The sequence below is a fragment of the Aeromonas sp. MaB10011B genome (assembly GCF_017939325.1).
GTDB lineage: Bacteria > Pseudomonadota > Gammaproteobacteria > Enterobacterales > Aeromonadaceae > Aeromonas > Aeromonas caviae.
In genome coordinates this window covers 91,382-116,883 of the sequence record NZ_JAGKRK010000010.1, presented here as the reverse complement: position 1 = coordinate 116,883, position 25,502 = coordinate 91,382, and the positions used below count along the sequence as shown (strand labels likewise).

The window sequence follows — 25,502 nt, the reverse complement described above, 5'->3', positions numbered from 1 at the left end:
AAGAGGTAAAACAGGGAGGTAAGCGACCAGCGCCAGGAAAAACATGAGCGGCTATTTACCCTTTTTGGCCATATTCATTCATGAGCCTATATTCATGACTATTTATGAATAAATCATAAACCCTTTGTTCATTTGACTACTTTTCGACTATCCCATTGCAGAGTAAGATGCCTCTTCAATAAAAATAAGAATTAGGAGTTCGGGTGTGAAGGCATTAGAGAAAGAAAGGATATCGCCCTATATCAGCCAGTTATACGAGTGCGGTATTAATGATTCTGACATTAAGCTGGTGGTGGACCAATTTCGCGCGGACGTCTCCTGCAGCTCGTCCCTGTTTTTATTGCGGGACGATGACAAGAGCGACGGAATAAAGCTCTTTTCCAGCGGGTTGAGCGAGGCCCAGCAACAGTTTTATGTACAGCACCATCGCCAGGATGTGTGGTTCAATCATTATCTGGACAAGGGCTGTCAGGGGATCGTCAGCGCCAACACCATCTCCAGCTCAGTGGGTCTGCTGGCAAGCTTCGGCGCCCAGTTTGCGGCCGGTGGCGTCTGCCGGGTGAAGGGAAGGGGTCTTAGCAGCCTGTGCAGCTATCGCGGTGCCTCCCAGGATGACTTCAGCAGCCGGGAGCTCATGTCGCTGTCGGAGATCTATTCCGGTCTTGCCGCCTGGAGCCACCATTATTGGAATCTGCTGGCCCTGGAAACCCAGAACTACCAGTTGCAGCAGCTGGTAAAAAATCATAATAAGCCCAGCGCCATCATAGATGACAAGGGACATATCCATTATTCCAATGTGGCATTCAACCGCATTGCCGATGAAAATGTGGAACTGCGCGCCATCAATGGCATTTTCTCTTTGCAAAATAAAGAGCAGCAGCGCCAGCTCAAGGAGATCCTCAACGGATTTGCCTATTTGCTGCCGGGGGCAAGCGCCTATATGTCTATTCCCCGCCAGGCCAACCTCAGGCCGCTGCTGATCCAGTGCACCCTGATGAGCGGCCTCAGCCGTTTCGAGCGTTATGTGGAGGTGGTGCTGCGCGACCCCGAGCACTCCTTCAACCCCGACATCGAAGCCTTGGCCAGCCTCTATCCGCTCACCATCGGCGAGAAGGAGCTGCTGGTGCTGATGACCAAGGGGTACAGTAGCAACGACATCGCCGAACTGCGCGGGGTCAAGGTGGAAACCGTGCGTTCCACCCTCAAGGGCGTCTTCAAGAAGACCGACTGCCACAGCCAGAACGAGCTCTTGCTCTTGCTGCAATCCATCTCCTGATCCATGCGGACTATGCTTGGAGTGAGCCGGACATAGTGCCCGGCTCTTGCCTCCCCTCGGGAGGCCTGTTGGGGGAAAGCGTCATGGAATCACTCAAGGCAAAGGACTACATGCAGACCAAGCCCATCACCTTCAGCGCGGAGATGATGGTGCAGGCGGCGGTGGAAAAATTTCTCAACAGCCATCAGCTGGGTGGCCCCGTGGTGGACAGCCGGGGGCATCTGATTGGTTGGGTATCCGAGCAGGATTGCATCGCCGTCATGCTCAAAGAGGCCTACCACTGTGAACAGGTGGCCCAGGTCAAGGATGTGATGCGCAAGGAGGTGCTGGCGGTGGGCCCTGACACCAGCATTCTGGATCTGGCCGAGATGATGATGGGGCAGAAACCCAAGATCTATCCGGTGGTGGAGGAGGGACGCCTGCTCGGGGTGATCAATCGCCACAACGTGATGCAGGCCATCCATGCCCAGCTCGACACCTGCTTCGTGCACCAGGCCAGAGTCTGACGCTCCCCGTGTCACGGCATTCATGAGCAGGCCCCGGCCTGCTCTTTTCATCCGTGGTTGTCATGAGGGCTCCGGTTCATGCCCTGGTGCGCCGCTTTAAGGCTTGCACCCTCCGGCCTCGCTCTTTAGGATCGCTCCCAGCTTGTCGATATGGCCCCCTTGCGGGGCACTCTTTTAAGGAATTCGTACCTTGTCTCTCTCTATCGAGGCGCTGCGCCGCCGTCTCTCTGCCTGCATGAACCTCGACGCCCGCCGTCTCTCCAGCCGTCTGCACGGCGTCAAGAAGTTGCCGGAAGCCAAGCAAGGCCAGGTGCTTGAGACCATAGCCGCCGAGCTGGATGCCGCCCAGGCTCGTTACCAATCCCGTCTTGCGGGCGTACCCAAGGTCACCTATCCGGACAACCTGCCGGTGAGCCAGAAGCAAGGGGAGATCGCCAAGGCCATTCAGGACCATCAGGTGGTGATCATCGCCGGGGAAACCGGCTCGGGCAAAACCACCCAGATCCCCAAGATCTGCCTGGCGCTGGGGCGCGGGGTCAAGGGCTTTATCGGCCACACCCAGCCGCGCCGCCTCGCGGCCCGTACCGTGGCGGCCCGTATTGCCGAGGAGATGGAGTCCGAGCTTGGCCACTACGTGGGTTACAAGGTGCGCTTTACCGATCAGGTGAGCGAGCAGACCCACATCAAGCTGATGACCGACGGTATACTGCTGGCGGAGATCCAGAACGACCGGATGCTGACCCAGTACGACACCATCATCATCGATGAGGCCCACGAGCGCAGCCTCAACATCGACTTCATTCTGGGTTATCTAAAACAGCTGCTGCCAAAGCGCCCGGACCTCAAGGTGATCATCACCTCGGCCACCATTGACCCCCAGCGTTTCTCCCGTCATTTCAACAAGGCGCCGGTGATCGAGGTCTCTGGCCGCACCTATCCGGTGGAGGTGCGTTACCGCCCGCTCACCAGCGATAAAAGTGAGGGACTGGAGGAGCGCGACGAGCTGCAGGGGATCTTCGATGCGGTGGAAGAGCTGGCTAGAGAAGGTTTAGGAGACATCCTTATCTTCATGAACGGCGAGCGGGAGATCCGCGACACCGCCGACGCCCTGCGCAAGCTCAACCTGCGCGACACCGAGGTGCTGCCGCTCTATGCCCGCCTCTCCAACGCCGAGCAGAACAAGGTGTTCCAGCCCCACGCCGGGCGGCGCATCGTGCTCGCCACCAACGTGGCGGAGACCTCGCTGACGGTACCGGGCATTCGTTACGTGATCGATCCGGGCACCGCCCGCATCAGCCGCTACTCCTGGCGCACCAAGGTGCAGCGCCTGCCCATCGAGCCGGTCTCCCAGGCGAGCGCGAACCAGCGTAAAGGGCGTTGCGGCCGGGTGGCGGACGGGATCTGCATCCGCCTCTACTCGGAGGAGGATTTCAACGGCCGTCCCGCCTTCACCGACCCCGAGATCCTGCGCACCAACCTGGCCTCCGTCATCCTGCAGATGCTGGCGCTCGGCCTTGGCAACATGGAGGCCTTCCCCTTCGTCGAGCCGCCGGAGTCGCGCCATATCAAGGACGGCCTGACCCTGCTCAAAGAGCTGGAGGCAGTGCGCGAGCTACCCGCCGCGGGCGATCGGGAGGCCAAACTGCAGCTGACCGAGACCGGTCGTCAGCTCTCGCGCATCCCCCTTGATCCGCGTCTGGCGAAGATGGTGATCAGCGCGGCGCAGACCGGCTGTCTGAGCGAGGTGATGGTGATCACCGCCGCCCTCAGCATTCAGGACCCCCGCGAGCGGCCCATGGAGAAGAAGCAGGCCGCCGACGAGCAGCACAGACGCTTCGAAGACAAGGATTCCGACTTCCTCGCCTTCGTCAATCTGTGGAACTACCTGAAAGAGCAGCAGGATCTGCTCGGCAGCAACCCGTTCCGCCGCCTGTGCCAGAAGGAGTTTCTCTCCTACCTGCGGGTGCGCGAGTGGCAGGACATTCACTTCCAGTTGCGTCAGACGGTCAAGGAGCTGGGTTTTAAAGCCAACCATGAACCGGCGGACTTCAAGACGGTGCACTGCGCGCTCTTGACCGGCCTCTTGAGCCATATCGGCAACAAGGATCTGGAAAAGCCCGAGTTCCTCGGGGCCCGCAACGGCCGCTTCCATCTCTTCCCGGCCTCGGGTCTGTTCAAGAAGCCGCCCAAGTGGGTGATGGCCGCAGAATTGGTGGAAACCTCGCGCCTCTACGCTCGCATCAACGCCAAGATCGAACCCGAGTGGGTGGAACCGCTGGCAGGCCATCTCATCAAGCTGCACCACAGCGACCCCCACTGGTCGAAGAAAAACGGCGCCGTGATGGCCAAGGAGAAGGTGACGCTTTATGGCCTGACTCTGGTCAATGAGCGCACCATCAACTTCAGCCGCATCGACCCGGCGCTGTGCCGCGAGCTGTTTATCCGCCGCGCCCTGGTGGAAGGGGATTTCGAGACCCGTCACCGTTTCTTCAGCGATAACCGCAAGCTCCTGGCCGAGGTGGAGGCGCTGGAGCACAAATCCCGTCGGCGCGACATCTTGGTGGATGACGAGGATCTGTTCCGCTTCTACGATGCCCGTTTGCCGGAGGAGGTGATATCAAGCCGCCACTTCGACAAGTGGTGGAAAGAGGCGCAAAAGCAGGACCCCGAGTTGCTCAACTTCGAAAAAGAGATGCTGATGAAGGGGGATGCCGCCCACATCAGCGATCTCGACTACCCCAACTTCTGGCAGCAGGGGCGCCTCAAGCTCAAGTTGACCTATCAGTTCGAGCCGGGGGAGGCGGCGGACGGCGTGACGCTGCATATTCCGCTGCCGCTCTTGAATCAGGTGGAGGTGAAGGGGTTCGAATGGCTGATCCCGGGGCTGCGTCACGAGCTGCTGGTGGCCCTCATCAAGTCCATGCCCAAGCCCATGCGCAAGAACTTCGTGCCGGCGCCGAACTACGCCGATGCGCTGCTCGCCAGCATCAGCCCCGAACAGGGGCCGCTCTTGGACGAGATGGAGCGCCAGCTGCGCCGCATGACCGGCGTCACCGTGCCCCGCGAAGCCTGGGACTGGGCTGCGGTGCCCGATCACCTGAAACTCACCTTCCGGGTGGTGGACGATAAACACAAGAAGGTGGCGGAAGGCAAGGACCTGGAGGCATTGAAAGAGTCCCTGCGTGGCAAGGTGCAGGAAACCCTGTCCCAGGTGGCGGACGACGACATCGAGCAGTCCGGCCTCACCCTCTGGAGCTTTGGCGAGTTGCCCCAGGAGTACAGCCAGAAGCGCGGCGGGTTCGAGGTGAAAGCCTATCCGGCACTGGTGGATCAGAAGGATTCAGTCGCCATCCAGCTGGTGGAGAGTCCGGTGGTGCAACAGCAGCTGATGTGGGCGGGCCAGCGCCGGCTGGTGCTGCTCAACGTGCCGTCCCCCATCAAGTATCTGCAGGAGAAGCTGCCCAACAAGGCCAAGCTGGGCCTCTATTTCAACCCCTTTGGCAAGGTGGCCGAGTTGATTGACGACTGCATCGCCTGCGGCTGCGACAAGCTCATCGAGCAGCACGGCGGCATGGCCTGGGACGAGGCCGGTTTCGAGGCGCTCAAGGAGTATGTCCGCGCCGAGCTCAACGACGCCGTGGTGGAGGTTGCCAAGCAGGTGGAAGCCGTGCTGACCCTCTCCCATGAGATCAAGAAGCGGCTCAAGGGCAAGATGCAGCTCGATACCGCCTTTGCCATGTCGGACATCCAGCTGCAGCTGGACAAGCTCATCCACAAAGGCTTCGTCACCGAGACCGGCTGGCAGCGGCTGCCTGACTTGCTGCGCTACCTGAGGGCCATCGAGCGGCGTCTGGAGAAGCTCGCCATCGATCCCAACCGGGATCGGGTCTACATGCTCAAGGTGCAGAGCGTGGAGTCGGAGTATAAGGCACTGCTGGCCAAGATCCCCAAATCCCAGCCGATGCCACCCGAGGTGGCCAATATCCGCTGGATGATAGAGGAGCTGAGAGTTTCCTTCTTCGCCCAGCAACTGGGGACGCCGTACCCCATCTCCGATAAACGGGTGCAGAGCGCCATTGCCCAGTGCTAAGCTGCTATCTATCTGTTTTATTGGATAGAATAAGAACAGAGAAGGCTTGAAGGGAAGGGAGGCCATCATATGCTGGGGATCTGGTTGGGGGTGGCGCTGGTCAATATCAGCGGTTACCAGCCCATTGCGGAGCAAACCTGGGTGCAGCTCAACCCGGAGTTCTATCCGGTGCACCGCTCCGTGCCGCCCATCTTCGCCGCCTGGCGGGGCAATCAGTTCCCGCCGCTGGAGCAGAAAAAGAAGAACGGCCGCTGGCAGATTCTCTTTCCCGCCCGTCTGGTGCCCCCCTTCGATCTGTTCGAGGGGGAGGCCCAGCTCTCCAAGGCCTACCTGGCCAGGCTCAAGCGCATCGACGAGATGGCCTATGGCATGGCCCCCCATCAATCGCAACCGACTGCGGCCGCACTGTATCAACCCTCCTTCGAGGCGCCGGGGGCCAGTGCCTTTATTGCCGAGTTCTCCTTGCCTGGTGCCATGACGGGCAGAGGCCGGATGGCGCAGGGGGAGCCCTTGCTGGCCAGGCTGGCGGTGCCGCTACTCCCCGGGGCGAACGGGAGCGTGCAGCTTGCCGCGGCCAGCCCGTCGTCAGAGGGCGCCATCCTGACCCTCTCCGCCACGGCGGCAGGGGGGGATGGGCGGGTCTGTCATCAGGTGGCGGCGGGGGAGACACTCTGGCGTATCGCGAGCCAGTTGCAGGCGCAGGCGGGTAGCGGATCCGACACCTACAGCTATCTGCTGGCGCTGGTGGCGGAGAACCGTCCCGCCATGGGCAAGGGGATCCGGGTGCAGACCGGCCAGCGACTCTACTGCCCGAAAGCGGAGACCCTGGCGCAGTTTGAGGCCCTGAGCCCGGCCCAGCGCCAGCAGCAGTTTGCCCGCCTGGAGCAGGGGCGCTGAGGGGCGCGTCGGGGCAGGGGAGAGCCTCGGCATCTGCCAGTGCGATGGCAAGCGGTTCGTCCCTTGTATCCACCCCGGGCCCGTGCTAGTATTCGCGCTCGTTTTGCGAGGTGCTGACCGGTCGCAGTCAACACCATACATTCATCTAAAAGAGATACTTACTATGTCTTTCGTATTCCAAGCTGAAGTCCGTTCTGACCTGGGGAAAGGTGCGAGCCGCCGCCTGCGTCATGCTGACCAAGTTCCTGCCATCGTTTACGGTGCAGGCAAAGAAGCCGTGTCCGTTACCCTGGACCACAAGAAGCTGATCCTGGCCCAAGAGAAGCCGGAGTTCTACTCCTCCGAGCTGACCCTGGTCATCAACGGCGAAGAAGTGAAGGTGAACGTGAAGGCTATCCAGCGTCACCCGGTTCGCTACAAGCTGGTTCACCTGGACTTCGTTCGCGTCTAATCGACAACGAATGTTCCTGTGAAGAGGCCACCCAATCGGGTGGCCTCTTTGTTTTTACAGCATTTTTGCCGGGAAAATAAAATACTCAAACAGCACTATTGGTCTTTACTTGTAGGCATGATTGACAGCAGGTCACGTGTTGTGATGCTCTGATGTCCACAAGGTGCTCGAACAAATCCATTTTTCGGGGTGATGTTGACCGTTTTGAAGGGAATCGTACGGACATATTTCCTGCTGTTTTCACCTATTCTGCTGTTGGTCCTGGCGGGGGGCTATCTGCTGGGCAATGCACTGATCGAGCGCGAGCTCTACCGCGTTCGCAGCGATTAGAGCACCTTCCTGGCGCTTGCCAGCGGCCGCCTTGACGGTGAGCTGGCGGTGCCGCTGCGTCATGTGCGCAGCATGTCGGAAGAGCCCATTCTGCTCGAGGCGGCGGCTCGCAATGACCGTGACACCCTGGCCGTCCAGTTCACCATCCTGATGAACCGTAATCCCGACTATGCCCAGGTGCGTTGGCTTGCCCCGGATGGCATGGAGTTGGTGCGCATCGATCGTCAGGGACAGCGTGTGTGGCGTGTGACGGACGACCAGTTGCAGAACAAGGGGGAACGTTACTATTTTCGCGACGCCATGGCGCTGCCCTGGGAGCGGGTCTACGTCTCGCCGCTCGATCTCAACGTTGAACACGGCGTGATCGAACGTCCCTTCAACCCCATGATCCGCATTGCCAAGCGTATGCGCCTTGGGGGACGAGATCTTGGTCTGCTGCTTATCAACGTGCAGGCCGCCCGTATGCTCAAGGAGTTTGCCGACAGCAGCGGCAAGGCGGCCGATCACACCATGCTGTTCAACCAGGACGGATATTGGCTGCACAGCCCGGACCCATCCCAGGAATGGGGCTTCATGCTCGAACATCCGGATCTCACCCTGAAGCACACGTCCCCCCAGGCCTGGCAGGCGTTCTGGGGCGCATCAAACGGCCAGATGGAGTCTGCCGACGGACTGTGGAGCTGGACCACTCTGTACCCGGCACAGAATCATGATCAGCTGATCTGGAAAGCCGCTTCCCTGGTGCCGCGCAGCGAGCTGCTGGCCATTCGCACTCATATCTGGGGGATCATCTCGGCCACTTGCGCGATGCTGCTGCTGTTGTTTGGTGCCGGGGTGGCCGCATTGGTGCGCAGCAGGCACAGGGAGCAGCTGGCCCAGCAGGAGGCAGCCAGGCTGGCACAGGTCAAAGGGGATTTCATCGCCAACATGAGCCACGAGATCCGCACCCCCATGAACGCCATCATGGGGCTGACTTACCTGCTCGAGCAGGGAGGGCTCGACGATGGCCAGCATGTCCTGGTGCGCAAAATCCACCAGGCCGGGCAGGCGCTGCTCGGGATCATCAACGACATTCTCGATTTTTCCAAGATTGAGTCGGGCCGGCTCGAGCTTGAGCGGGTGCCATTCAGTCTGGAAGAGGTGCTCGATCACGTGGCGGCCATCATGTCCACCTGCGTTGGCCAGAAGCACCTGGAACTGGTGGTGAGCAGCGCTCCCGAGCAGGTTTCCCATCTGATTGGGGATGCCCTGCGCCTCGAGCAGGTGCTGCTCAACCTGACCGGCAATGCCATCAAGTTTACCGAGCGCGGGGAGGTGGAGGTCAAGGTCGAGCTGGAAGCAGAGCAAGAGGGCATGGCCACCTTGCTGTTTCGGGTGCGCGACACCGGGATCGGCATTCCCCCCGAGCAGCAGGCCAATATTTTCAATGCTTTCTCCCAGGCAGACTCCTCCAACAGCCGCCGTTTCGGGGGGACCGGGCTCGGTCTGACCATCAGTCGCCGCCTGGTGAACCTGATGGGGGGGATATCGGTGTCACCAGCGAACTGGGCAAGGGGAGTGAGTTCTGGTTCCGCGTCCGGCTGGAGCAGGTGGAGCGGCCCGAGGCCCTGAACGAGCGTCTGCAGCACATCTCGCTGCTCATCGCCGACGACAATCAGGTGACCCGTGACGCCCTGTCGATGACGGTGGGTTCCCTCGGTTGGGAGTCTCGGGTGGTGGAGTCCGGTGAGCAGGCGCTGCACCATCTTCAAGGATCAGCGCGAAGCGGCGCTGGCCTCTGGCATGAACGACTTCATCGCCAAGCCGCTCGATGTGGAGCAGCTCATCGCGACCTTGCTGCGCTATCTGCCGGACTGCGTCCTGCCGCTCACCGTGAGCGACGAGCCACGCGCCCAGGAGCCGGTGGCCGGCATCGATATCGATACCGGACTTCGCAACTGGGGTGAAGCCTCGGTCTATCTCAAGTACCTGCGCCGTTTTCGCGATGACTACATGACGGTCGGCACCGTGTTGCCGGACTACATCGCCCAGCACGAGACCGATGCGGCCGCAAGCCTGACGCACAAGATAAAGGGGGTGGCGGGCAGTCTGTCGCTCACCGATGTGGCGCGCATCAGCGCCGAGCTGAACGAGGCCATCGAGCAGGGGGGGGACACCAGTCAGCTCATCGCCCCCTTCCTCGAAGCGCTGGAGCAGGCACAACATGCCATCGATACCTATGCCGGGCGCGAGCCGGGCGCGGTCAGCTCCCCGCTGGCCCAGGGGGAAGCGCGGGAGGTCTGCCTGCACGCCCTGCATCAGGCCCTGGTGAGCGAGGATCTGGATCTGATTGAGCCGGCGCTGAGTCAGGCCAGGAGTTACCTGCCTTGCGAGCTGGTGAGCGAGATAAGTGCGGCCCTGGAGCTGTTCGATATTCCGTTCGCCACCCGCAAGCTGGAGGATTATCTGGAGGATCGGGAGGAACCTGCGCCATGAATCGACCGCGAGTGCTGATCATCGACGACGAGCCGAGCAACCTTGGGCTGCTGCGGCAAATCCTCAAGGAGGAGTACAACCTCTTCTTTGCCAAGGGGGGAGAGGAGGGGCTGGCCGCCGTGGGGCGCCACGAGCCGGCCCTGATCCTGCTTGACGTGCGCATGCCCGACATGGATGGCTACGAGGTGTGCCGCCGGCTCAAGGCCGATCCGGCCCACGCGGGGATCCCGGTACTCTTTATCACCGCGAGCGACAACGCAGACAGCGAGAGCCAGGGGTTTGAGGCGGGCGGAGTGGATTACATCTACAAGCCGGTCTGCCCGAGCACGGTGCGTGCCCGGGTGCGCAATCACCTCTCCCTGGTGCGCCTCGATCAGCTTGAGTGCAGCTATCGCACCGCCATCGTCATGCTGAGCGAGGCGGGTCACTACAACGACACCGACACCGGGGTACATATCTGGCGCATGGCCGCTTACGCCCGGGCCCTGGCCGATGCGGCGGGCTGGAGCCCGGAGCAGTCGGATCTGCTGGAGCTGGCGGCCCCCATGCACGACATGGGCAAGATTGGTATCCCCGATCACATCCTCAAGAAGCCCGGTCCCCTCACCGAGGAGGAGTGGGTCATCATGCGCAGTCACCCGCGCATCGGTTACGAGATCCTGAGGCGATCCGATGCCCCCATCTTTCGCATGGCGGCGGAAATTGCCCTGCATCACCACGAGAAATGGGACGGCTCGGGTTATCCCGCCGGCGAGACCGGCGAGGGGATCCCCGAGGCGTCGCGGATCGTGGCCATTGCCGATGTGTTTGATGCCCTGAGCGTGCGTCGTCCCTACAAGGAGCCCTGGCCTCTGGACAGGGTGCTGGCCACCATGCGTGATGGTGCCGGCCAGCACTTCGATCCCCGGCTGCTCGCCCGTTTTCTCGAGATCATGCCGGAGATCTTGCGCCTCAAGGCTCAATGGGATGCCCGCGAGGCGCGGGGGGATTACCAGATGGGCGCTGTCAGATAGGGATTGCTGGCCTTCTCGCGACCGAAGGTGGAGCTGGGACCATGGCCCGGGATGAAGACGATGTCATCCCCGAGCGGCAGCAGGGTCTCGGTGATCGAGCGGATCAGGGTGGCGTGATCTCCGCGCGGGAAGTCGGTACGGCCTATGCTGCCGGCAAAGAGCACGTCCCCCACCCAGGCCAGGCGCTCGGCCTGGCTGAGCAGCACGACATGACCCGGGGTGTGGCCCGGGCAGAAATAGACCTCCAGCTCGCAATTTCCAAGCTGAACCTTGTCCCCCTGGGCGAGCCAGCCATCCGGGGTGAAGGCCGGGGTATGGGCAAAGCCGAACATCTGGCTCTGCTGGGGCAGGATGTCGAGCCAGAAGGCATCTTCCCGGTGGGGGCCGACAATGCTGACGCCGGTGCGAGTACGCAGCTCGGCGGCGGCCCCCACGTGATCCAGGTGGCCATGGGTCAGGATGATCTTCACCAGCCGCAGCTCGTGCCTGGCGATGGCGGCCAGCAGTTTGTCCGCCTCGCCACCGGGATCGATCAACGCCGCCTGGCGGGTCTCGTCACACCAGATGAGGGAACAATTCTGGGCGAACTGGGTGACCGGGATCACCTCGAACTTCAACATGTGGGACTCTCCTGAGGGGTCTGAAGGGGGGAGCGTTTGGCGAAGAAGGCGAGGCAGGCCTCCTTGTCACCACGAAACAGGATCCGCTCGCGCTTGTTGTCCAGCTGATAGCGGTACATGGGGTCATAGTAGCGAGTCAGCAGCAGTCTGATCCAGACCAGATGGGCGCGGGTGTCCCCGCTCTGGGCCTGTTCCCTGAGGGCGGCCTGCAACAGCCCATCGAGTTCGCGATAATCCTTGTCACCGAGTCGGCGCTTGAGCCTGGCCATGGCGTCGGTGAGGTAGCCGGCAAACAGCGGCCAGCCTGCATCTGGCCCATGGAACTCCAGATAGCGCAGCCAGAGATCCTGCACGTAATCGGTGCGGATCTGCTCGGCCCGAGCCTCCTGCGGCACCTCCACCACCACCAGAGGAGCCCGGCACATGGCCTCATAAAGGTTGAGTGGCAGGGCGCAGCGACCGATGAGGCGGCTCTCGTCTTCCAGTACAAACTGTGACTCCCCCCGGTTGCGACGCTGAAGCAGCTCGATGGCAAGCCGATTTTCGAAGTCGATGTTGCCGGGTTGCCCACCCGGCAGTTGGCCAAACGACGACCCCCTGTGACGGGCGTGCCCTTCCAGATCCACCGCTTGGGTGATGTGCGCCAGCATGTGGGTCTTGCCGGAGCCGGTCATGCCGGTCAGCACGGTCCAGTCGCACTCTGCACTGGCCTTCGCCTGGGTGTCGATGAGAAAGTGGCGCAGCGCCTTGTAGCCGCCCGCGACCCGGGGGCGGGTGACGCCGGCCTCGGCCAGCCACTGTTGTACGGTTTGCGAGCGCAGGCCGCCGCGAAAACAGTAGAGCAGGGCGTCGGGTTGCTGGCGCAACCTGGCCAGCCAGCCTTCCATGCGCGCGGCGCGCACCGCGCCACCTACCAGTTGATGGCCTAGGGTGATGGCTGCGGCCTGTCCCTCCTGCTTGTAACAGGTACCGACCCGGGCACGTTCCTCGTCAGTCATCAGCGGCAGGCTGACGGCGGTGGGAAAGGCCCCTTCCTTGAACTCGACGGGGGCGCGCAGATCGATGAGTGGAACCTCATCCAGAAAGATCCGGGCGTAATCCGTGGCCAGTGGCAGGGCACTCATTGGACAACCTCGATGAACTGGTTGCCGGTGCGGGCCTGCAACTGGCCGATGGGAGAGAGGGTCAGCCCTGCCTGTGCGGCAATGGCAAGGAGCTCGGCTTCACTTTCTTTACCGACGGCTACCAGCAGGCCGCCGCTGGTCTGCGGGTCGCACAGGATGTTGCGGGTGCGATCATCCATGGTGCCCAGCTTGTCACCATAGGAGTCGAAGTTGCGCAGGGTACCGCCCGGTACGCAGCCCTCACTCAGGTAATAATCCACCTCGTCCAGCAGCGGCAGCGTCTTGAAGTCCAGACGGGCACTGACGCCGGAACCTTCGCACATCTCCAGCAGGTGGCCTGCCAGTCCAAAACCGGTCACGTCGGTCATGGCGTGCACGCCGGGTAAGGCGGCGAAGCGCTGGCCAATCTTGTTGAGGGTGCACATGGCATCCGGGGCCAGTTGTTCATGCTCGGGCTTGAGCTTGCCCTTCTTCTGAGCTGTGGTGAGGATGCCGATGCCAAGCGGTTTGGTCAGATAGAGGGTGTCGCCCACCTGGGCGGTGTCATTCTGCTTGATGGCGTCGAGTGGCACGATACCTGTCACCGCAAGACCGAAGATGGGCTCGGGGGCGTCGATGCTGTGGCCACCGGCGAGCGAGATCCCCGCCTCGTGGCACACCTGGCGGCCGCCGTCGATCACCTGCTGGGCCACTTCCGGCGCCAGCATGTTGATGGGCCAGCCGAGGATGGCGATGGCGACGATGGGCTTGCCGCCCATGGCATAGATGTCGCTGATGGCATTGGTGGCGGCGATGCGACCGAAGGTGAAGGGATCGTCGACGATGGGCATGAAGAAGTCGGTGGTGGAGACGATGCCCTGGCCGTTGCCGATATCGACCACGGCGGCGTCATCTTTGCTGCTGTTGCCGACCACCAGGGTGGGGTCGTCAAAGCCCGGGATCTGGCTCTTCAAGATGGTGTCGAGCACCTTGGGGGAGATTTTGCAACCGCAGCCAGCGCCGTGGCTGTATTGGGTCAGACGAATGGAAGACATGCTTTCCCCTTGTGTGGGCAGACTTGCGTGTGCCAATAACTGCTGTGGCACCGTCAAATGTGCGCGCAAAAATAGGGTGGCCCTGGCGGCCTGTGAACACAGTGATGTCAGGCTGCCTGGCAGGACGGGAGGAGGGCAAGGATGCGCCGGCGAAGCCCCGCCGAGGACCACAGGACGGGCCATTATGCCACAGATGGCCCTCTTGATTCGAACTGGAATTGACACAAAGCGAAGGGGATTGTCGGGTTCAAAAAGAGCCGTACTCTTCGCCTTGCTCAGGCTAGTCCCACTTTGAGCCGCCCCGACGGCGTGCCGGTCTTGCATCGGGGCAGCATGTGGCGACGGAAACTAGCCAGCTTGCTCCATCACTGGTTGGGGCGCCTTGCCTAGCCGGCGCAGTCGCCGTTGCAGCGGCCGCTCCAGCAGGGTGTAGCTCAGCGCCGAGAGCCCGATCAGCACGGCGAGCATCAACAGGGTGGCCAGCACCCCCAGCAAGGGGTTGGTCTGGGCGTACCACCACGCGGTGAGCCCCGGCGCCAGAGAGTGGACAAGCTCGCAGCCGGTGAGCAACACCAGGGCGTGGAGCAGGTAGATGGAGTAGGAGAGATCCCCCAGCCAGTTGGTGAAGCGGTTGTCCAGGAGGCGCAGCAGCGGGCTCTGGCGCTCCCCTTGGGCGGCGGCAATCCAGATCAGCAACACGTAGGCGCTGATCAGTAGCAGGGTCAACAACGGCGTCATGGTGAACTGCATCAGTGCGAAGGGGAGCAGAAAGGCGAGCAGCAGCGGCAGATCTTGCTGCATCATGGGCCACTGGCGGGCAGCCTTCACCTTGGGCAGCAGCCAGAGGCCGAGCACGAATTCACTCACCCCGCGCCCGATGGCCAGCGCGCCGCTGGTGACATCCAGGGTACCCCGGCTGTGCACGATATAGGCCAGCACCGTCAAGGCCAGCAAGGGGGCGAGGTTGCTCCAGCGGCTGCGGGTGACGGCGAGGGGAATGAGCAATGGAAACAGCAGATAACTTATCCACTCCACGCTGAGCGACCAGGCAGCGAAGTTCCAGGTCAATCCGTGATCCGTTACCACCTGCAGCAGCAGGAAGGCGCTTGGCAGTGCCTCGGCGGGGGTGAAGGGGGAACCAAAAGGAGGCATCCCCTCCCACTCCCACATCTTGAACAGGGGGCCGGCGTAGAAGCCAATCCCGTGGTGGGCCTTGTAGAGCTCCCAGCCAACCAGCAGCAGCAGGGTCACCAGGTAGAGGGGATACACCCGGGTCAGCCGCAGCCAGAGGAAGCGGCCATAACCAATGGTGCGGGGCGTGCGGGCGAAGGCCTCCCCATAGACATGGGCCAGCACCAGCCCGCTCAAGATAAAGAAGAGATCGACCCAGAGGTAGCCGTTCTCGATGAGTCGGGTGTGGCCGGCGATCGACTCCATCCACTGGGGGAAGAGTAGCAAGCGGGCGTGGAACAGCACCACCATCAGGGCAGCGATGCCCCGCAGCGGCGTCAACAGCGGCAATGATTGATTCATGACGGGATCCTTGATGATGTTCAGCTTGGCCTGACATCAATTTTTGTTGTGGTGCCGCTCATCAACCCTGATGAGTCGGCTGCCCCGGCTTGGCGGCCACAGGCGGGATCACCCTACCTAAAAGAGATCCATACGGGTGTTATTGCCGTCATGAATGGGCGTTTATCATCCCAAAACCAGCATGGGATAGGGACGCATCGAAAATAGAGAGGGGATCTAGACTAGGGAAGTCATCCCTCTGAGCGTCAGGAACATCCCCATGAAACTCTATGCCCACCCTTTTCGTCCTACAGCCAGAAAGTGCTGATCGCTCTCTACGAGAATGCCACCCTGTTCGAATACCGGAACCTCGAAGAGCCGGCGGCCAGCGCCGAACTTGCCGCCCTTTGGCCACTCAAGCGCTTCCCGGTGTTGCTGGATGACGGTCGCTGCATTCTCGAGAGCAGCACCATCGTCGCCCATCTGCAGGCGTACCATCCGGGCCCCGTCAGCCTGATCCCGCCCGGCGATGCGGGTCTGGAGGTGCATATGCTGGATCGCATCTTCGACAACTATGTGATGACGCCGATGCAAAAAGTGGTGCTGGATGCGCTGCGCCCGGCCGCTGATCGCGACCGCTATGGCGTAGCGGAGGCCCGCGAGCTGCTCAATCAGATCTACCCCTGGCTTGATCAGCGACTGGAAGGACGCCACTGGATTGCCGGCGCAGACTTCACGCTGGCCGATTGCGCCGCCGCCCCCTCGCTCTTCTACGCCGACTGGGCCCACGATATCTCGGCTGGCTATGGCCGCCTGCGTGCCTATCGCGCCCGTCTGCTCAATCATCCCTCCATCGTGCGGGTGGTGGAGGAGGCGAGGCCATTTCGACACTACTTCCCGCTGGGCGCGCCGGCGCGTGATTGAGCGGGATGACTTGTGGTGGGCGAGTATTGTCGCCCCAGGCAATGTGCGAGGCGGACAGGGGCATGGCGTGATCCATTGCAGGGGAAAACAGCAATTTTCATTCAAATGAGTGGGTATGCGTTTATGGCTGATATTTCCCCGAGGATTTTTTAATATTGATGCGTAATATTTCATGATTTTGCATAAAGCAAATGCCGGGAATGTCTCTGTTGGTGGGTTGTGTAGTGAAAGAGAGATGAGAATCGGGTTAACGATGCGGCAACTCTTGATTGAGGATGGCTGTCGTCAGTCGAAGAGGAGGGATGGGGGCAGCAATCGCTGTTGGTGGCAAAGTCGGGGGGAGGTTATCTCTTTGGCGGCCGCATGAAAAAAGCCCGCTTTGATCGCGGGCTTTTTGATGGCTTGCCAGACCCAGCCCTGGCCGGGATCTGAAATGAAACCGGGGACAAGGGGGGCAGCGCTGGTCTGCTCGGCTTAGCGGGCGCGCACCACCAGCCCCTTGAGGTAGAAGCCTTCCGGATAGGCGGTGCCGATGGGGTGATCGGATGCCTGGGACAGGAGTTCCAGGATCTGGGCATCGCGGCCGGCATCGAGCGCTGCATCGGCCACTATCTTCTGGAACAGGCTCTGCTCCATCAGGCCGGAGCAGGAGTAGGTCAAGAGCACGCCACCCGGCGCCAGCAGCTGGAACGCCAGCATGTTGATGTCCTTGTAGCCGCGGCAGGCGCCCAGCAGCTGGGCCTTGCTCTCGGCAAACTTGGGTGGGTCCAGCACGATGACATCGAACTTCTCGCCCTTCTCGCGATATTCGCGCAAGAGCTTGAAGACGTCGTGACGCACGAACTGGGTGTTGCTGGTATCGAGACCGTTCAGTTCGGCGTTCTGGCGGGCGATGTCCAGCGCATTCTGGGAGAGATCGACGTTGACTACCTCCTTGGCACCGCCCTGGAGGGCATAGACCCCGAAACCGCCGGTGTAGCAGAAGCAGTTGAGCACCCGCTTGCCTTCAGTGTATTTCGCTGCGGCAAGGCGGTTGTCCCGCTGATCCAGATAAAAACCCGTCTTGTGACCGTTACGAATATCTACCAGGATCTTGACGCCGCCATTCTCCTCGATGACCACGGGGTCGGTCGGGGTCTCGCCATGGATGACGCCGGTGCGCTCCTTCAGCCCTTCCTTCTTGCGCACGGCCACGTCAGAGCGCTCATAGATGCTGCACTCGGGGTAGAGGGTACGCAGCGCTTGCGTGATCAGCTCGCGCTGGAACTCGGCGCCGGCAGAGAGAATCTGGCACACCAGGAAGTCGGCGTAGCGGTCGATGGTCAGGCCCGGCAGACCGTCGGATTCGGCGGCGCAGAGGCGATAGCCGGTGAGGCCCTGACGCTTGATGAGCCCGTCACGGGACTCCTGCGCATATTTGAGGCGACGGATGAAGAAGTCGAGATCGACGCTCTCATCCTTGTCGAAGGTCCAGACCCGGGCACGGATCTGGGAGCTGCCGGACCAGGCACCACGGGCGAGCCATTTGCCGTCATGGGTGAAGATCTCGACGGTATCGCCGTCAACGGGGTTGCCCTGCACCCGCTCAATGCCCTTGGAGAAGATCCAGGGGTGGCGACGCAGCAGGGATTTTTCGCGGCCTTTGACGAGATAGATGGAAGCGCTCATGGGTAGTTGCCGATGGTAGAAAAGAAGGGGGCATATAGTAGGGGCTGTGAGGGTAGGCACGCAAGCCGCGTCTACCGGGATCCGTGCATCCACACGCGGTCAGGGTTGGACGGGCTGTTTCGCGCGTCCCCAGCGCCTGGCCCAGACATGGCAGGCCATCTGGACGATGGCCTGCCGGAGTGGTCAGATCCGCAGGCCGGTGAGCGCCTGACCGAGTTCGCTGGCGGTTCCCTTGAGGCCGGTGGTGCCGGCGACCGCCGCGCTGGCGGACTCCTCCACCCGGCTTGCCTCGTGGCGCACCTTGTCGAGGTTGCGGGTGATCTCCTCGGCCACCGAACTCTGCTCTTCGCTGGAGGTGGCGATCTGGGTGCTCATCTCCAGCACCGCATCGCTGTGGTTGCTGAGCCGCTCGATGTCCATGCCCACTTCGGTGATGAGCTGCTGGCTGTCGGCCGCGCGCCCCACCGTCTTCTCCATGATGTCGTTCAGCGCCCCGGTCCCTGCTTGGAGCTCCTCGATCATCTGCTGGATCTCCACGGTCGCCTGCTGGGTGCGGCTGGCGAGGGTGCGCACCTCGTCGGCCACCACCGCAAAGCCGCGTCCCTGTTCACCGGCGCGGGCCGCCTCGATGGCGGCGTTGAGGGCCAGCAGGTTGGTTTGCTGGGAGATGGCGTTGATGACGTTGACCACTTCGTTGATGCGATTGGCGTTGTGAGTCAGCCGCTCGACCGCGCCCGAGGCATTGCCAATCTCGTCTGCCAGGGTGCGGATGGCGGTGATGGTGCGTGCCACCCGTTGTGCCCCGTGAGTCGCCTCGTCGCTGGACTGGCGGGTTTGCAGCAGGGTGTCGTTGGCGTTGCGGGCAACTTCCCGGATGGCGGCGGACATCTGCTCCATGGCGGCGGCAAGGGAGTCCATGTGCTGGCGCTGGGCGCGGGCAAGCTGCTCGCCGTCGCTGGCATGCTCGCGAAATTCGTCGGCGGCCAGGGTAAGGGCATCGGCGGACTCTTCCACCAGTTGCACTATCTTGTGCTGGCGGTCGGTGAAGGTGTCGATGCTGCCCGCCAGAATGGAGAACTCGTCCCGCACCGGGAAGAAGTTGAGCCGGAAGGTGAGATCGCCGTTCGCTACCGTCTGCAATGCCTTGTTGGTGGAGTAGAGCGCCCCCGAGACAAAGGTCATCAGATAGTGGGTGATGAGGGCCAGCAGGGCGGCCAGCACCGCGATGATGGTGAGCGTGGTGCCCTGACCATCCCAGAGGGCGTAGTGACTCATATCCAGGGTGCCGGAGACGACGCCCGCCTGACCTGCGCTGGCGCCATAGCGATAGATGTCTCCCTGCTGGCTAAGGCCGGTGGCGGCGCCAGGCGTGAGTACGAGATCCGCGGGCAGGGTAAGGGTCGGCTGCTGGCTCACCAGCTGGGCCGTGGTCTCGACCCGCCCTTTTAGCTGATCCACTCTGAGCTGCATCGCCTGATCATGGCCGTCGGCCAGCAGATACCAGGTGAGGAAGGCGATGAACACCAGGGGGCACCAGAAGGTGATAAGAAATTTCTCGCTGATCGTGAGGTGAATGAGATAACGGTCAACCCACCGAAACTTTACTTCTTTCATAATGGTATTGCGTCCTGCAAGGGGAAGAGAGTGTCGCGCTCATTATCGCCCCGGGGAAAAATTACTTAAGAGAAAGGTGTGATAAATGGGAGAGCAATCGTTTGTCGTGCGGGTGTGGGGTCAGGTTCAGGGGGTGGGATTTCGCTACTTCACCCGGGAGCGGGCGCTGCAACTGGGGCTGCGGGGGCATGCCTACAACCTGGAAGATGGCTCGGTGGAGATCCTGATTGCCGGTCCCGAACAGAAGGTACAGATGATGCTGGGCTGGCTTGAGCACGGGCCTCGAACCGCCACCGTCACCCGAATGGAGTGCACCCAGGCGTTGCCACCCACCGGAACCGGTTTTCATACCAACTAGCCGGGAGGGGTCATGGGGGAGAGCGGGATTGCGCAGGCCAACCGGCTCGTTGGGCAATATCGGGGGGCGACCCTGGCACTGCGCCAGAACAAGGGGATGGAAGAGGTGCATGCCTACCGGATAGCGGCCCGCCGCCTGCTGGCGCTGCTCGCCCTGTGGCGACCCCTCATTCATGAGCCCGAGCTGGAGCGGCGATTGACCCGTGCCGTCGGCACGCTCTCCGCCCTGCGCGATGCCCAGGTCTATGCGCAGCATCATGGTGGTTCGCTTCGGCAGAACCGCTTGCCACGGGTCCCCCTGTTGACCGGCCTGCTTGCCCGTTGGCTGGCCCGACTGGAAGAGGTGCCCGTCGGTGTCGATCTCTTGCCGCTGTTTCAGCTGCATCTGGCGCTGTCACTGTCGGATGCACTGGCGAAGACCACCTCCCTTCCTGTGGGCATCAGGGCGAAACTTCGGTGCTGGCACCGGCTGCGTCTGGTGCTGAAACAGGCGCGCTACGGGATGGAGCTGCTGACGGCACAGGGGGGAGGGGATCCGGCCTGGTTGTCCATGCTGGTGAGCTGGCAGGAGCGGCTTGGGCAATTGCAGGACAGGCGCCAATGGCTCAGACGCCTTGGGGGCGAAACGGGGCGGGGCCAGCAACGGCGAGCCCTGAAAACAGAGATCCGCTGCCAACTACTGCAACTGGATTGCCATCAGGCGGAGCTGGTCGGCCTTCGCATGGCATTGCTGCAGAGCGGGCAGTAAGCACCCCACAAGGTAAAAAAAGAGAGGCCATTGGCCTCTCTTTTCATTGGGACTGTCCGGGAAGGGGCGTATTACTTCACGCGCATGCCCGGCTGGGCACCTTCCTGGGGCTCGAGGATCCAGAGATCCTTGCCGCCCGGACCTGCCGCCAGCACCATACCTTCGGACATGCCAAAGCGCATCTTGCGCGGGGCCAGGTTGGCCACCATCACGGTCAGCTTGCCTTCCAGATCTTCCGGGTTGTAGGCGGACTTGATACCGGCAAAGACCTGACGGGTTTCGCCGCCGATATCCAGCTGCAACTTCAGCAGCTTCTCGGCTTCCGGCACCGCTTCGGCTTTCTTGATCAGCGCCACCCGCAGGTCAATCTTGGCAAAGTCGTCGTAGGTGATGGTCTCGCTGATGGGATCGTCCACCAGGGGGCCTGCCGGCTTCTTGCTCTGCTCCTTGGCGAGGTCTTCCTTGGACGCTTCCACCATGGCATCCACCTTGGCGGACTCGATGCGGGAGAAGAGGGCCTTGAAGGGGGCGACGCCGTGGTCGACCAGAGGGGCGGCGATGCCGTCCCAGGTCAGGGTCTCGCCAAGGAAGGCTTCGGCGCGCTCGGCCAGTTGCGGCATGACGGGCTTCAAGTAGGCCATCAGCACGCGGAACAGGTTGATGCCGACGGAGCAGACGGCTTGCAGCTCGGCATCCGCCCCTTCCTGCTTGGCGATGACCCAGGGAGCCTTGTCGTCCACATAGCGGTTGGCCTTGTCGGCCAGGGCCATGATCTCGCGGATGGCGCGGCTGAATTCGCGCGCTTCATAGGCTTCGGCGATGCTGGCGCTGGCGTTGGCAAACTCGGCGTAGAGTGCGGGCTCGGCGCAGGTGGCGGCCAGCTTGCCGTCAAAACGCTTGGCGATAAAGCCGGCGTTGCGAGAGGCCAGGTTGACCAGCTTGTTGACCACGTCGGCGTTGACGCGGGAGACGAAGTCTTCGAGGTTCAAGTCCAGATCGTCGATGCGGCTGTTGAGCTTGGCGGCGTAGTAGTAACGCAGGCACTCCGGATCCAGGTGCTTGAGATAGGTGGACGCCTTGATGAAGGTGCCCTTAGACTTGGACATCTTGGCGCCGTTGACGGTCACATAGCCGTGTACGTTGACCTTGGTCGGCTTGCGGAAGTTCGCGCCTTCAAGCATGGCCGGCCAGAACAGGCAGTGGAAGTAGGCGATGTCCTTGCCGATGAAGTGATAGAGCTCGGCGTCGGAGTCCGCTTTCCAGTAGTTGTCGAAGTCGATGTCGCCGCGCTTGTTGCACAGGTTCTTGAACGACGCCATGTAGCCGATGGGGGCGTCCAGCCAGACATAGAAGTACTTGCCGGGGGCACCGGGAATTTCGAAGCCGAAGTAGGGGGCATCACGGGTGATGTCCCACTGCTGCAGGCCGCTTTCGAACCACTCTTGCATCTTGTTGGCCATCTCTTCCTGGATGGCGCCGGAGCCGCGTACCCAGTCGGCGAGCCAGGCTTCGAACTGGGGCAGGTCGAAGAAGTAGTGCTCGGAGTCCTTCATCACCGGGGTCGCACCGGAGACGGCGGATTTCGGATCAATCAGCTCGGTCGGGCTGTAGGTGGCGCCGCACGCGTCGCAGTTGTCACCGTACTGATCGGGGGACTTGCACTTGGGGCAGGTGCCCTTGACGAAGCGATCCGGCAGGAACATGGATTTTTCCGGATCGAACAGTTGGGAGATGGTACGGATCTTGATTTTGCCGGACTCTTTGAGGCGGCCATAGATCACGCCCGCCAGCTCGCGGTTCTCGTCGCTGTGGGTGGAGTGGTAGTTGTCGAAGCTGATGTTGAAACCGGCAAAATCCCCCTGGTGCTCCTGGGAGACGGCGGCAATCATCTCTTCCGGCGAGATCCCCATCTGCTGAGCCTTGAGCATGATGGGCGTACCGTGGGCATCGTCGGCACAGACGAAATGCACCTGATGGCCACGCATTCGCTGATAACGAACCCAGATATCGGCCTGGATGTGTTCCAGCATGTGGCCGAGATGGATGGAGCCGTTGGCATAGGGGAGGGCGCAGGTTACCAGCATTCTACGAGGATCAGTTGCCATAATACGTTCTTTATGTGCCTGTTGGGATGATACAGTGCCGTGCATGTTACCCGAATTGGGGGCGGCCTGCCTAGGGTTGTGGCCCCCGGTGCCCTGACTGGCGGCATCGCGATGACGTCGGCAAGCCACTGATTTATGTGCGGTAACCGTTCACCTCAGCATAACGACAACATAATGGGGAGTTAATGGTGATTGATTCAGTAAAACAGATCCTGGCCGAATTTAAGCCGGCAGGATGGGGCAAGGATCTGGTCGCGGCCGGTTTTGTGCGTTCCGTTGAGCGGCACGAACAGACCCTGGCCATCACGCTGGTGCTGCCCTTTGCCGGCCAGTCCCTGTTTGAACAGATCAAAGAGGAGTTCGATGCGCAGCTGCGCAGCGCAACCGGCGCGACCCGCATCGACTGGGCGGGGGAGATAGACGTGGCCAGCATGCCCCGCGCGCAGCAACTGGCGGCGGTGCAGGGGATCCGCAATATCCTGGTGGTTGCCTCCGGCAAGGGAGGGGTGGGCAAGTCCACTACCGCGGTCAACCTGGCGCTGGCGCTGCAAAAAGAGGGGGCGCGGGTCGCCCTGCTGGATGCGGACATCTATGGCCCCTCCATCCCGACCATGACGGGGACCCTCAAGGAGCGCCCTGTCAGCTTTGATGGCAAGTTGATGGAGCCGGTGATGGCCTGCGGCATCAAGAGCAACAGCATCGGTTATCTGGTGGCCGAGCAGGATGCCACCATCTGGCGCGGTCCCATGGCGAGCAAGGCACTCGGGCAGATCCTGCACGAGACCCGCTGGGGTGAGGTGGACTACCTGGTGGTGGACATGCCCCCGGGCACCGGCGATATCCAGCTGACGCTGGCCCAGCAGGTGCCCACCACGGCGGCGGTGATCGTCACGACGCCCCAGGATGTGGCACTGGCAGATGCCCGCAAGGGGATCGCCATGTTCAACAAGGTCAATGTGCCTGTGCTTGGCATCGTCGAGAACATGAGTTACCACGTCTGCAGTGCCTGCGGGCATCACGAGCCGTTGTTCGGTACCGGCGGTGGCCAGAAGATGGCGGAGCAGTATCACGTGGCGCTGCTTGGTCAGTTGCCGCTGCATATCGACATTCGCCAGCACATGGATGACGGCTGCCCCACCGTGTTCGGTACGCCGGATGGCGAGCTGTCACAGACTTACCTGAAACTGGCTCGCCGGGTAGGGGCCGAGCTCTATTTCAGCGCAAAACCGATTGCGACTCCGCTCTACACGGTGGCGCTGGACGAATAATCGGCGTTCGGCCAAGGGGGACGGATTTGGGGTGGGCATGGCCACCCCTTTTTCATATAATGGATCGGTTTAAACAATCCCCAGTGCTCTTCTCTTTAGGTATTTTCAATGTCTGATACTCAACATTCCTGTGTGATCATCGGTATTGCTGGTGCATCCGCGTCCGGCAAGAGTCTTATCGCCCAAACCATCTATGAAGAGCTGGTGGCCGAGCTGGGAGCGGGTCAGATTGGTGTGATCACCGAGGATTGCTACTACCGTGATCAGACCCACCTGACCATGGAAGAGCGGGTCAAGACCAACTATGACCACCCCAATGCCCTGGATCACGATCTGCTGGTGCAGCATCTGACCCAGCTGACGCAAGGGGAGGCGGTCAACATCCCCCAGTACTCCTATACCGAGCACACGCGCATGACCGAGGTCACTACCTTTGCACCGCGCCGTGTCATCATCCTCGAAGGGATACTGCTGTTGACCGACAGCCGCCTGCGCGAACTGATGGACGCCTCCATCTTCATGGATACCCCGCTCGACATCTGTTTGCTGCGCCGTCTGGTGCGCGATGTGCAGGAGCGCGGTCGTACCATGGACTCCGTACTCAAGCAGTATCAGAAGACTGTGCGTCCCATGTTCATGCAGTTCATCGACCCGTCCAAGCAGTATGCCGACGTGATCGTGCCCCGTGGCGGCAAGAACCGCATCGCCATCGACATGCTCAAGGCGCGTATCCGCCATATGTTGATTGGTTGAGAGAAAACAAGCCGGGTGATGCCCGGCTTTTTTTAATGAATCTTTTGTCAGGAGAGTCGCAGAATGCGTCTTTGTGATACCGATATCGAACGGCACCTGGATGAAGGCAAGATCGTCATCGAGCCGCGGCCCGGTGTTGAGCGGATCAGCGGCGTCAGCGTCGATGTGCTGCTGGGCAACGAGTTTCGGGTGTTTCGCGATCATACCGCGCCTTACATCGACCTTGGCGGTACCAGTGCCGAGATGGCCGATGCCATCGAGCGGGTGATGAGCGAGGAGATCCACGTGCCGGACGGTGAAGCCTTCTATCTGCACCCGGGTCAGCTGGCGCTAGCGGTGACCTATGAATCGGTTACCTTGCCCGCCGATATCGTCGGCTGGCTGGATGGTCGCTCCTCCCTGGCGCGCCTGGGCCTCATGGTGCACGTCACCGCCCACCGCATCGATCCGGGCTGGTCAGGTCGCATCGTGCTGGAGTTTTACAACGGCGGCAAGTTGCCTCTGGCCCTGCGTCCCAAGATGAAGATCGGTGCCCTGAACTTCGAGATGCTGTCAGGTACCGCGGCTCGCCCGTACAACAAACGGGAAAATGCCAAATACAAGAGTCAGCAAGGGGCTGTGGCCAGCCGGATCAACCAGGATTGACCCCCGCACCGTGCGGCTTGTCTATCGAGGAGGGTGCCAGGGCACCCTCTTTTATATCTGACAAAAGGAAACGGACGTGCCGAGCGGGTTGA

The 25,502-nt window shown here is 61.6% G+C and carries 18 protein-coding genes and 2 pseudogenes; 13 read left to right on the top strand and 7 right to left on the bottom strand.

The annotated features are described in order from the left end of the window. The first annotated feature begins 205 nt into the window (after nt 1–205). The 7 genes and pseudogenes from J9893_RS04570 (at nt 206) to J9893_RS04540 (ending at nt 11,038) form a co-directional block, all read left to right on the top strand. Nucleotides 206–1,276 carry a LuxR C-terminal-related transcriptional regulator gene (locus J9893_RS04570; RefSeq protein ID WP_182721847.1) on the top strand — a complete coding sequence of 357 codons (1,071 nt, stop codon included), beginning with the start codon at nt 206–208 and terminating at the stop codon, nt 1,274–1,276. A gap of 83 nt (nt 1,277–1,359) precedes the next feature. Beyond that, complete coding sequence (locus tag J9893_RS04565) at nt 1,360–1,782, top strand: CBS domain-containing protein (RefSeq protein WP_041211409.1); 423 nt, start codon at nt 1,360–1,362, stop codon at nt 1,780–1,782. Nucleotides 1,783–1,972: 190 nt separating this feature from the next. Next, entirely contained in the window at nt 1,973–5,872 is a 3,900-nt protein-coding gene (gene hrpA / locus J9893_RS04560; protein WP_041211410.1) for an ATP-dependent RNA helicase HrpA, read from the top strand. A gap of 69 nt (nt 5,873–5,941) precedes the next feature. Next, on the top strand, nt 5,942–6,769 hold the full coding sequence (locus J9893_RS04555) for a hypothetical protein (RefSeq protein WP_041211411.1): 828 nt from the start codon (nt 5,942–5,944) through the stop codon (nt 6,767–6,769). Between the two features lie 163 nt (nt 6,770–6,932). Further along, complete coding sequence (gene rplY, locus J9893_RS04550) at nt 6,933–7,220, top strand: 50S ribosomal protein L25 (protein ID WP_041205748.1); 288 nt, start codon at nt 6,933–6,935, stop codon at nt 7,218–7,220. Nucleotides 7,221–7,424: 204 nt separating this feature from the next. Continuing rightward, a pseudogene (locus J9893_RS22050) lies at nt 7,425–10,025 on the top strand (ATP-binding protein). Beyond that, nucleotides 10,022–11,038, top strand: a complete 1,017-nt coding sequence (locus J9893_RS04540; RefSeq protein ID WP_041211412.1) for an HD domain-containing phosphohydrolase — start codon at nt 10,022–10,024, stop codon at nt 11,036–11,038. Before J9893_RS22050 ends, J9893_RS04540 begins: the two are co-directional and overlap by 4 nt. Here the strand turns inward: J9893_RS04540 and J9893_RS04535 are convergent. The 4 genes from J9893_RS04535 to J9893_RS04520 form a co-directional block, all read right to left on the bottom strand. Continuing rightward, nucleotides 11,014–11,658, bottom strand: coding sequence for an MBL fold metallo-hydrolase (locus J9893_RS04535; RefSeq protein ID WP_041211413.1), 645 nt, complete (start codon nt 11,656–11,658; stop codon nt 11,014–11,016). The two genes, J9893_RS04540 and J9893_RS04535, sit on opposite strands and share 25 nt — an antisense overlap. After that, on the bottom strand, nt 11,652–12,782 hold the full coding sequence (mnmH, locus tag J9893_RS04530; protein ID WP_041211414.1) for a tRNA 2-selenouridine(34) synthase MnmH: 1,131 nt from the start codon (nt 12,780–12,782) through the stop codon (nt 11,652–11,654). The genes J9893_RS04535 and mnmH overlap by 7 nt, the downstream gene beginning before the upstream one ends. Then, nucleotides 12,779–13,816, bottom strand: a complete 1,038-nt coding sequence (selD, locus tag J9893_RS04525) for a selenide, water dikinase SelD (RefSeq protein WP_210600566.1) — start codon at nt 13,814–13,816, stop codon at nt 12,779–12,781. The genes mnmH and selD overlap by 4 nt, the downstream gene beginning before the upstream one ends. Before the next feature lie 348 nt (nt 13,817–14,164). Next, nucleotides 14,165–15,349 carry an acyltransferase gene (locus tag J9893_RS04520; protein WP_041211416.1) on the bottom strand — a complete coding sequence of 395 codons (1,185 nt, stop codon included), beginning with the start codon at nt 15,347–15,349 and terminating at the stop codon, nt 14,165–14,167. Between the two features lie 259 nt (nt 15,350–15,608). Between J9893_RS04520 and J9893_RS04515 the strand changes: the two are divergent. Continuing rightward, nucleotides 15,609–16,252, top strand: a pseudogene (locus J9893_RS04515) (glutathione S-transferase family protein). 474 nt (nt 16,253–16,726) lie between these two features. Here J9893_RS04515 and J9893_RS04510 read toward each other — a convergent pair. Continuing rightward, nucleotides 16,727–17,920 (bottom strand): class I SAM-dependent methyltransferase, encoded by a 1,194-nt coding sequence (locus J9893_RS04510; protein ID WP_039039155.1) that lies wholly within the window; start codon nt 17,918–17,920, stop codon nt 16,727–16,729. A gap of 183 nt (nt 17,921–18,103) precedes the next feature. Beyond that, the gene (locus tag J9893_RS04505; protein WP_041211417.1) at nt 18,104–19,534 is read right to left on the bottom strand and encodes a methyl-accepting chemotaxis protein; all 1,431 of its coding nucleotides are present in this window, start codon (nt 19,532–19,534) and stop codon (nt 18,104–18,106) included. Nucleotides 19,535–19,619: 85 nt separating this feature from the next. Here J9893_RS04505 and J9893_RS04500 point away from each other — a divergent pair, with 85 nt between their 5' ends. Both J9893_RS04500 and J9893_RS04495 read left to right on the top strand, forming a co-directional pair. Then, nucleotides 19,620–19,892, top strand: a complete 273-nt coding sequence (locus tag J9893_RS04500) for an acylphosphatase (protein ID WP_010674727.1) — start codon at nt 19,620–19,622, stop codon at nt 19,890–19,892. A gap of 12 nt (nt 19,893–19,904) precedes the next feature. Continuing rightward, nucleotides 19,905–20,639 carry a CHAD domain-containing protein gene (locus J9893_RS04495; protein WP_041211418.1) on the top strand — a complete coding sequence of 245 codons (735 nt, stop codon included), beginning with the start codon at nt 19,905–19,907 and terminating at the stop codon, nt 20,637–20,639. A gap of 71 nt (nt 20,640–20,710) precedes the next feature. Here the strand turns inward: J9893_RS04495 and metG are convergent, their stop codons facing one another. Further along, nucleotides 20,711–22,744, bottom strand: coding sequence for a methionine--tRNA ligase (gene metG / locus J9893_RS04490; protein ID WP_041211419.1), 2,034 nt, complete (start codon nt 22,742–22,744; stop codon nt 20,711–20,713). A gap of 185 nt (nt 22,745–22,929) precedes the next feature. On the opposite strand from metG, the gene apbC reads away from it, so the two are divergent. From apbC to dcd, 3 genes are all read left to right on the top strand, one after another. Further along, nucleotides 22,930–24,012 (top strand): iron-sulfur cluster carrier protein ApbC, encoded by a 1,083-nt coding sequence (apbC, locus tag J9893_RS04485; RefSeq protein WP_182721848.1) that lies wholly within the window; start codon nt 22,930–22,932, stop codon nt 24,010–24,012. Nucleotides 24,013–24,120: 108 nt separating this feature from the next. Further along, nucleotides 24,121–24,765, top strand: coding sequence for a uridine kinase (gene udk / locus J9893_RS04480; protein WP_010674731.1), 645 nt, complete (start codon nt 24,121–24,123; stop codon nt 24,763–24,765). A 63-nt stretch (nt 24,766–24,828) separates the two neighbouring features. Next, entirely contained in the window at nt 24,829–25,410 is a 582-nt protein-coding gene (gene dcd / locus J9893_RS04475) for a dCTP deaminase (protein WP_010674732.1), read from the top strand. The last annotated feature ends 92 nt before the right edge of the window (nt 25,411–25,502 follow it).

Excerpts from the sequence above, each read along its gene's own strand:
- udk (WP_010674731.1), top strand. The coding sequence starts at position 24,121 with ATGTCTGATACTCAACATTCCTGTGTGATCATCGGTATTGCTGGTGCA.
- J9893_RS04505 (WP_041211417.1), bottom strand. The coding sequence starts at position 19,534 with ATGAAAGAAGTAAAGTTTCGGTGGGTTGACCGTTATCTCATTCACCTC.
- rplY (WP_041205748.1), top strand. The coding sequence starts at position 6,933 with ATGTCTTTCGTATTCCAAGCTGAAGTCCGTTCTGACCTGGGGAAAGGT.
- mnmH (WP_041211414.1), bottom strand. The coding sequence starts at position 12,782 with ATGAGTGCCCTGCCACTGGCCACGGATTACGCCCGGATCTTTCTGGAT.
- J9893_RS04495 (WP_041211418.1), top strand. The coding sequence starts at position 19,905 with ATGGGGGAGAGCGGGATTGCGCAGGCCAACCGGCTCGTTGGGCAATAT.
- J9893_RS04565 (WP_041211409.1), top strand. The coding sequence starts at position 1,360 with ATGGAATCACTCAAGGCAAAGGACTACATGCAGACCAAGCCCATCACC.
- J9893_RS04500 (WP_010674727.1), top strand. The coding sequence starts at position 19,620 with ATGGGAGAGCAATCGTTTGTCGTGCGGGTGTGGGGTCAGGTTCAGGGG.
- J9893_RS04510 (WP_039039155.1), bottom strand. The coding sequence starts at position 17,920 with ATGAGCGCTTCCATCTATCTCGTCAAAGGCCGCGAAAAATCCCTGCTG.
- metG (WP_041211419.1), bottom strand. The coding sequence starts at position 22,744 with ATGGCAACTGATCCTCGTAGAATGCTGGTAACCTGCGCCCTCCCCTAT.
- selD (WP_210600566.1), bottom strand. The coding sequence starts at position 13,816 with ATGTCTTCCATTCGTCTGACCCAATACAGCCACGGCGCTGGCTGCGGT.
- dcd (WP_010674732.1), top strand. The coding sequence starts at position 24,829 with ATGCGTCTTTGTGATACCGATATCGAACGGCACCTGGATGAAGGCAAG.
- J9893_RS04535 (WP_041211413.1), bottom strand. The coding sequence starts at position 11,658 with ATGTTGAAGTTCGAGGTGATCCCGGTCACCCAGTTCGCCCAGAATTGT.
- apbC (WP_182721848.1), top strand. The coding sequence starts at position 22,930 with ATGGTGATTGATTCAGTAAAACAGATCCTGGCCGAATTTAAGCCGGCA.
- J9893_RS04555 (WP_041211411.1), top strand. The coding sequence starts at position 5,942 with ATGCTGGGGATCTGGTTGGGGGTGGCGCTGGTCAATATCAGCGGTTAC.
- J9893_RS04520 (WP_041211416.1), bottom strand. The coding sequence starts at position 15,349 with ATGAATCAATCATTGCCGCTGTTGACGCCGCTGCGGGGCATCGCTGCC.
- J9893_RS04540 (WP_041211412.1), top strand. The coding sequence starts at position 10,022 with ATGAATCGACCGCGAGTGCTGATCATCGACGACGAGCCGAGCAACCTT.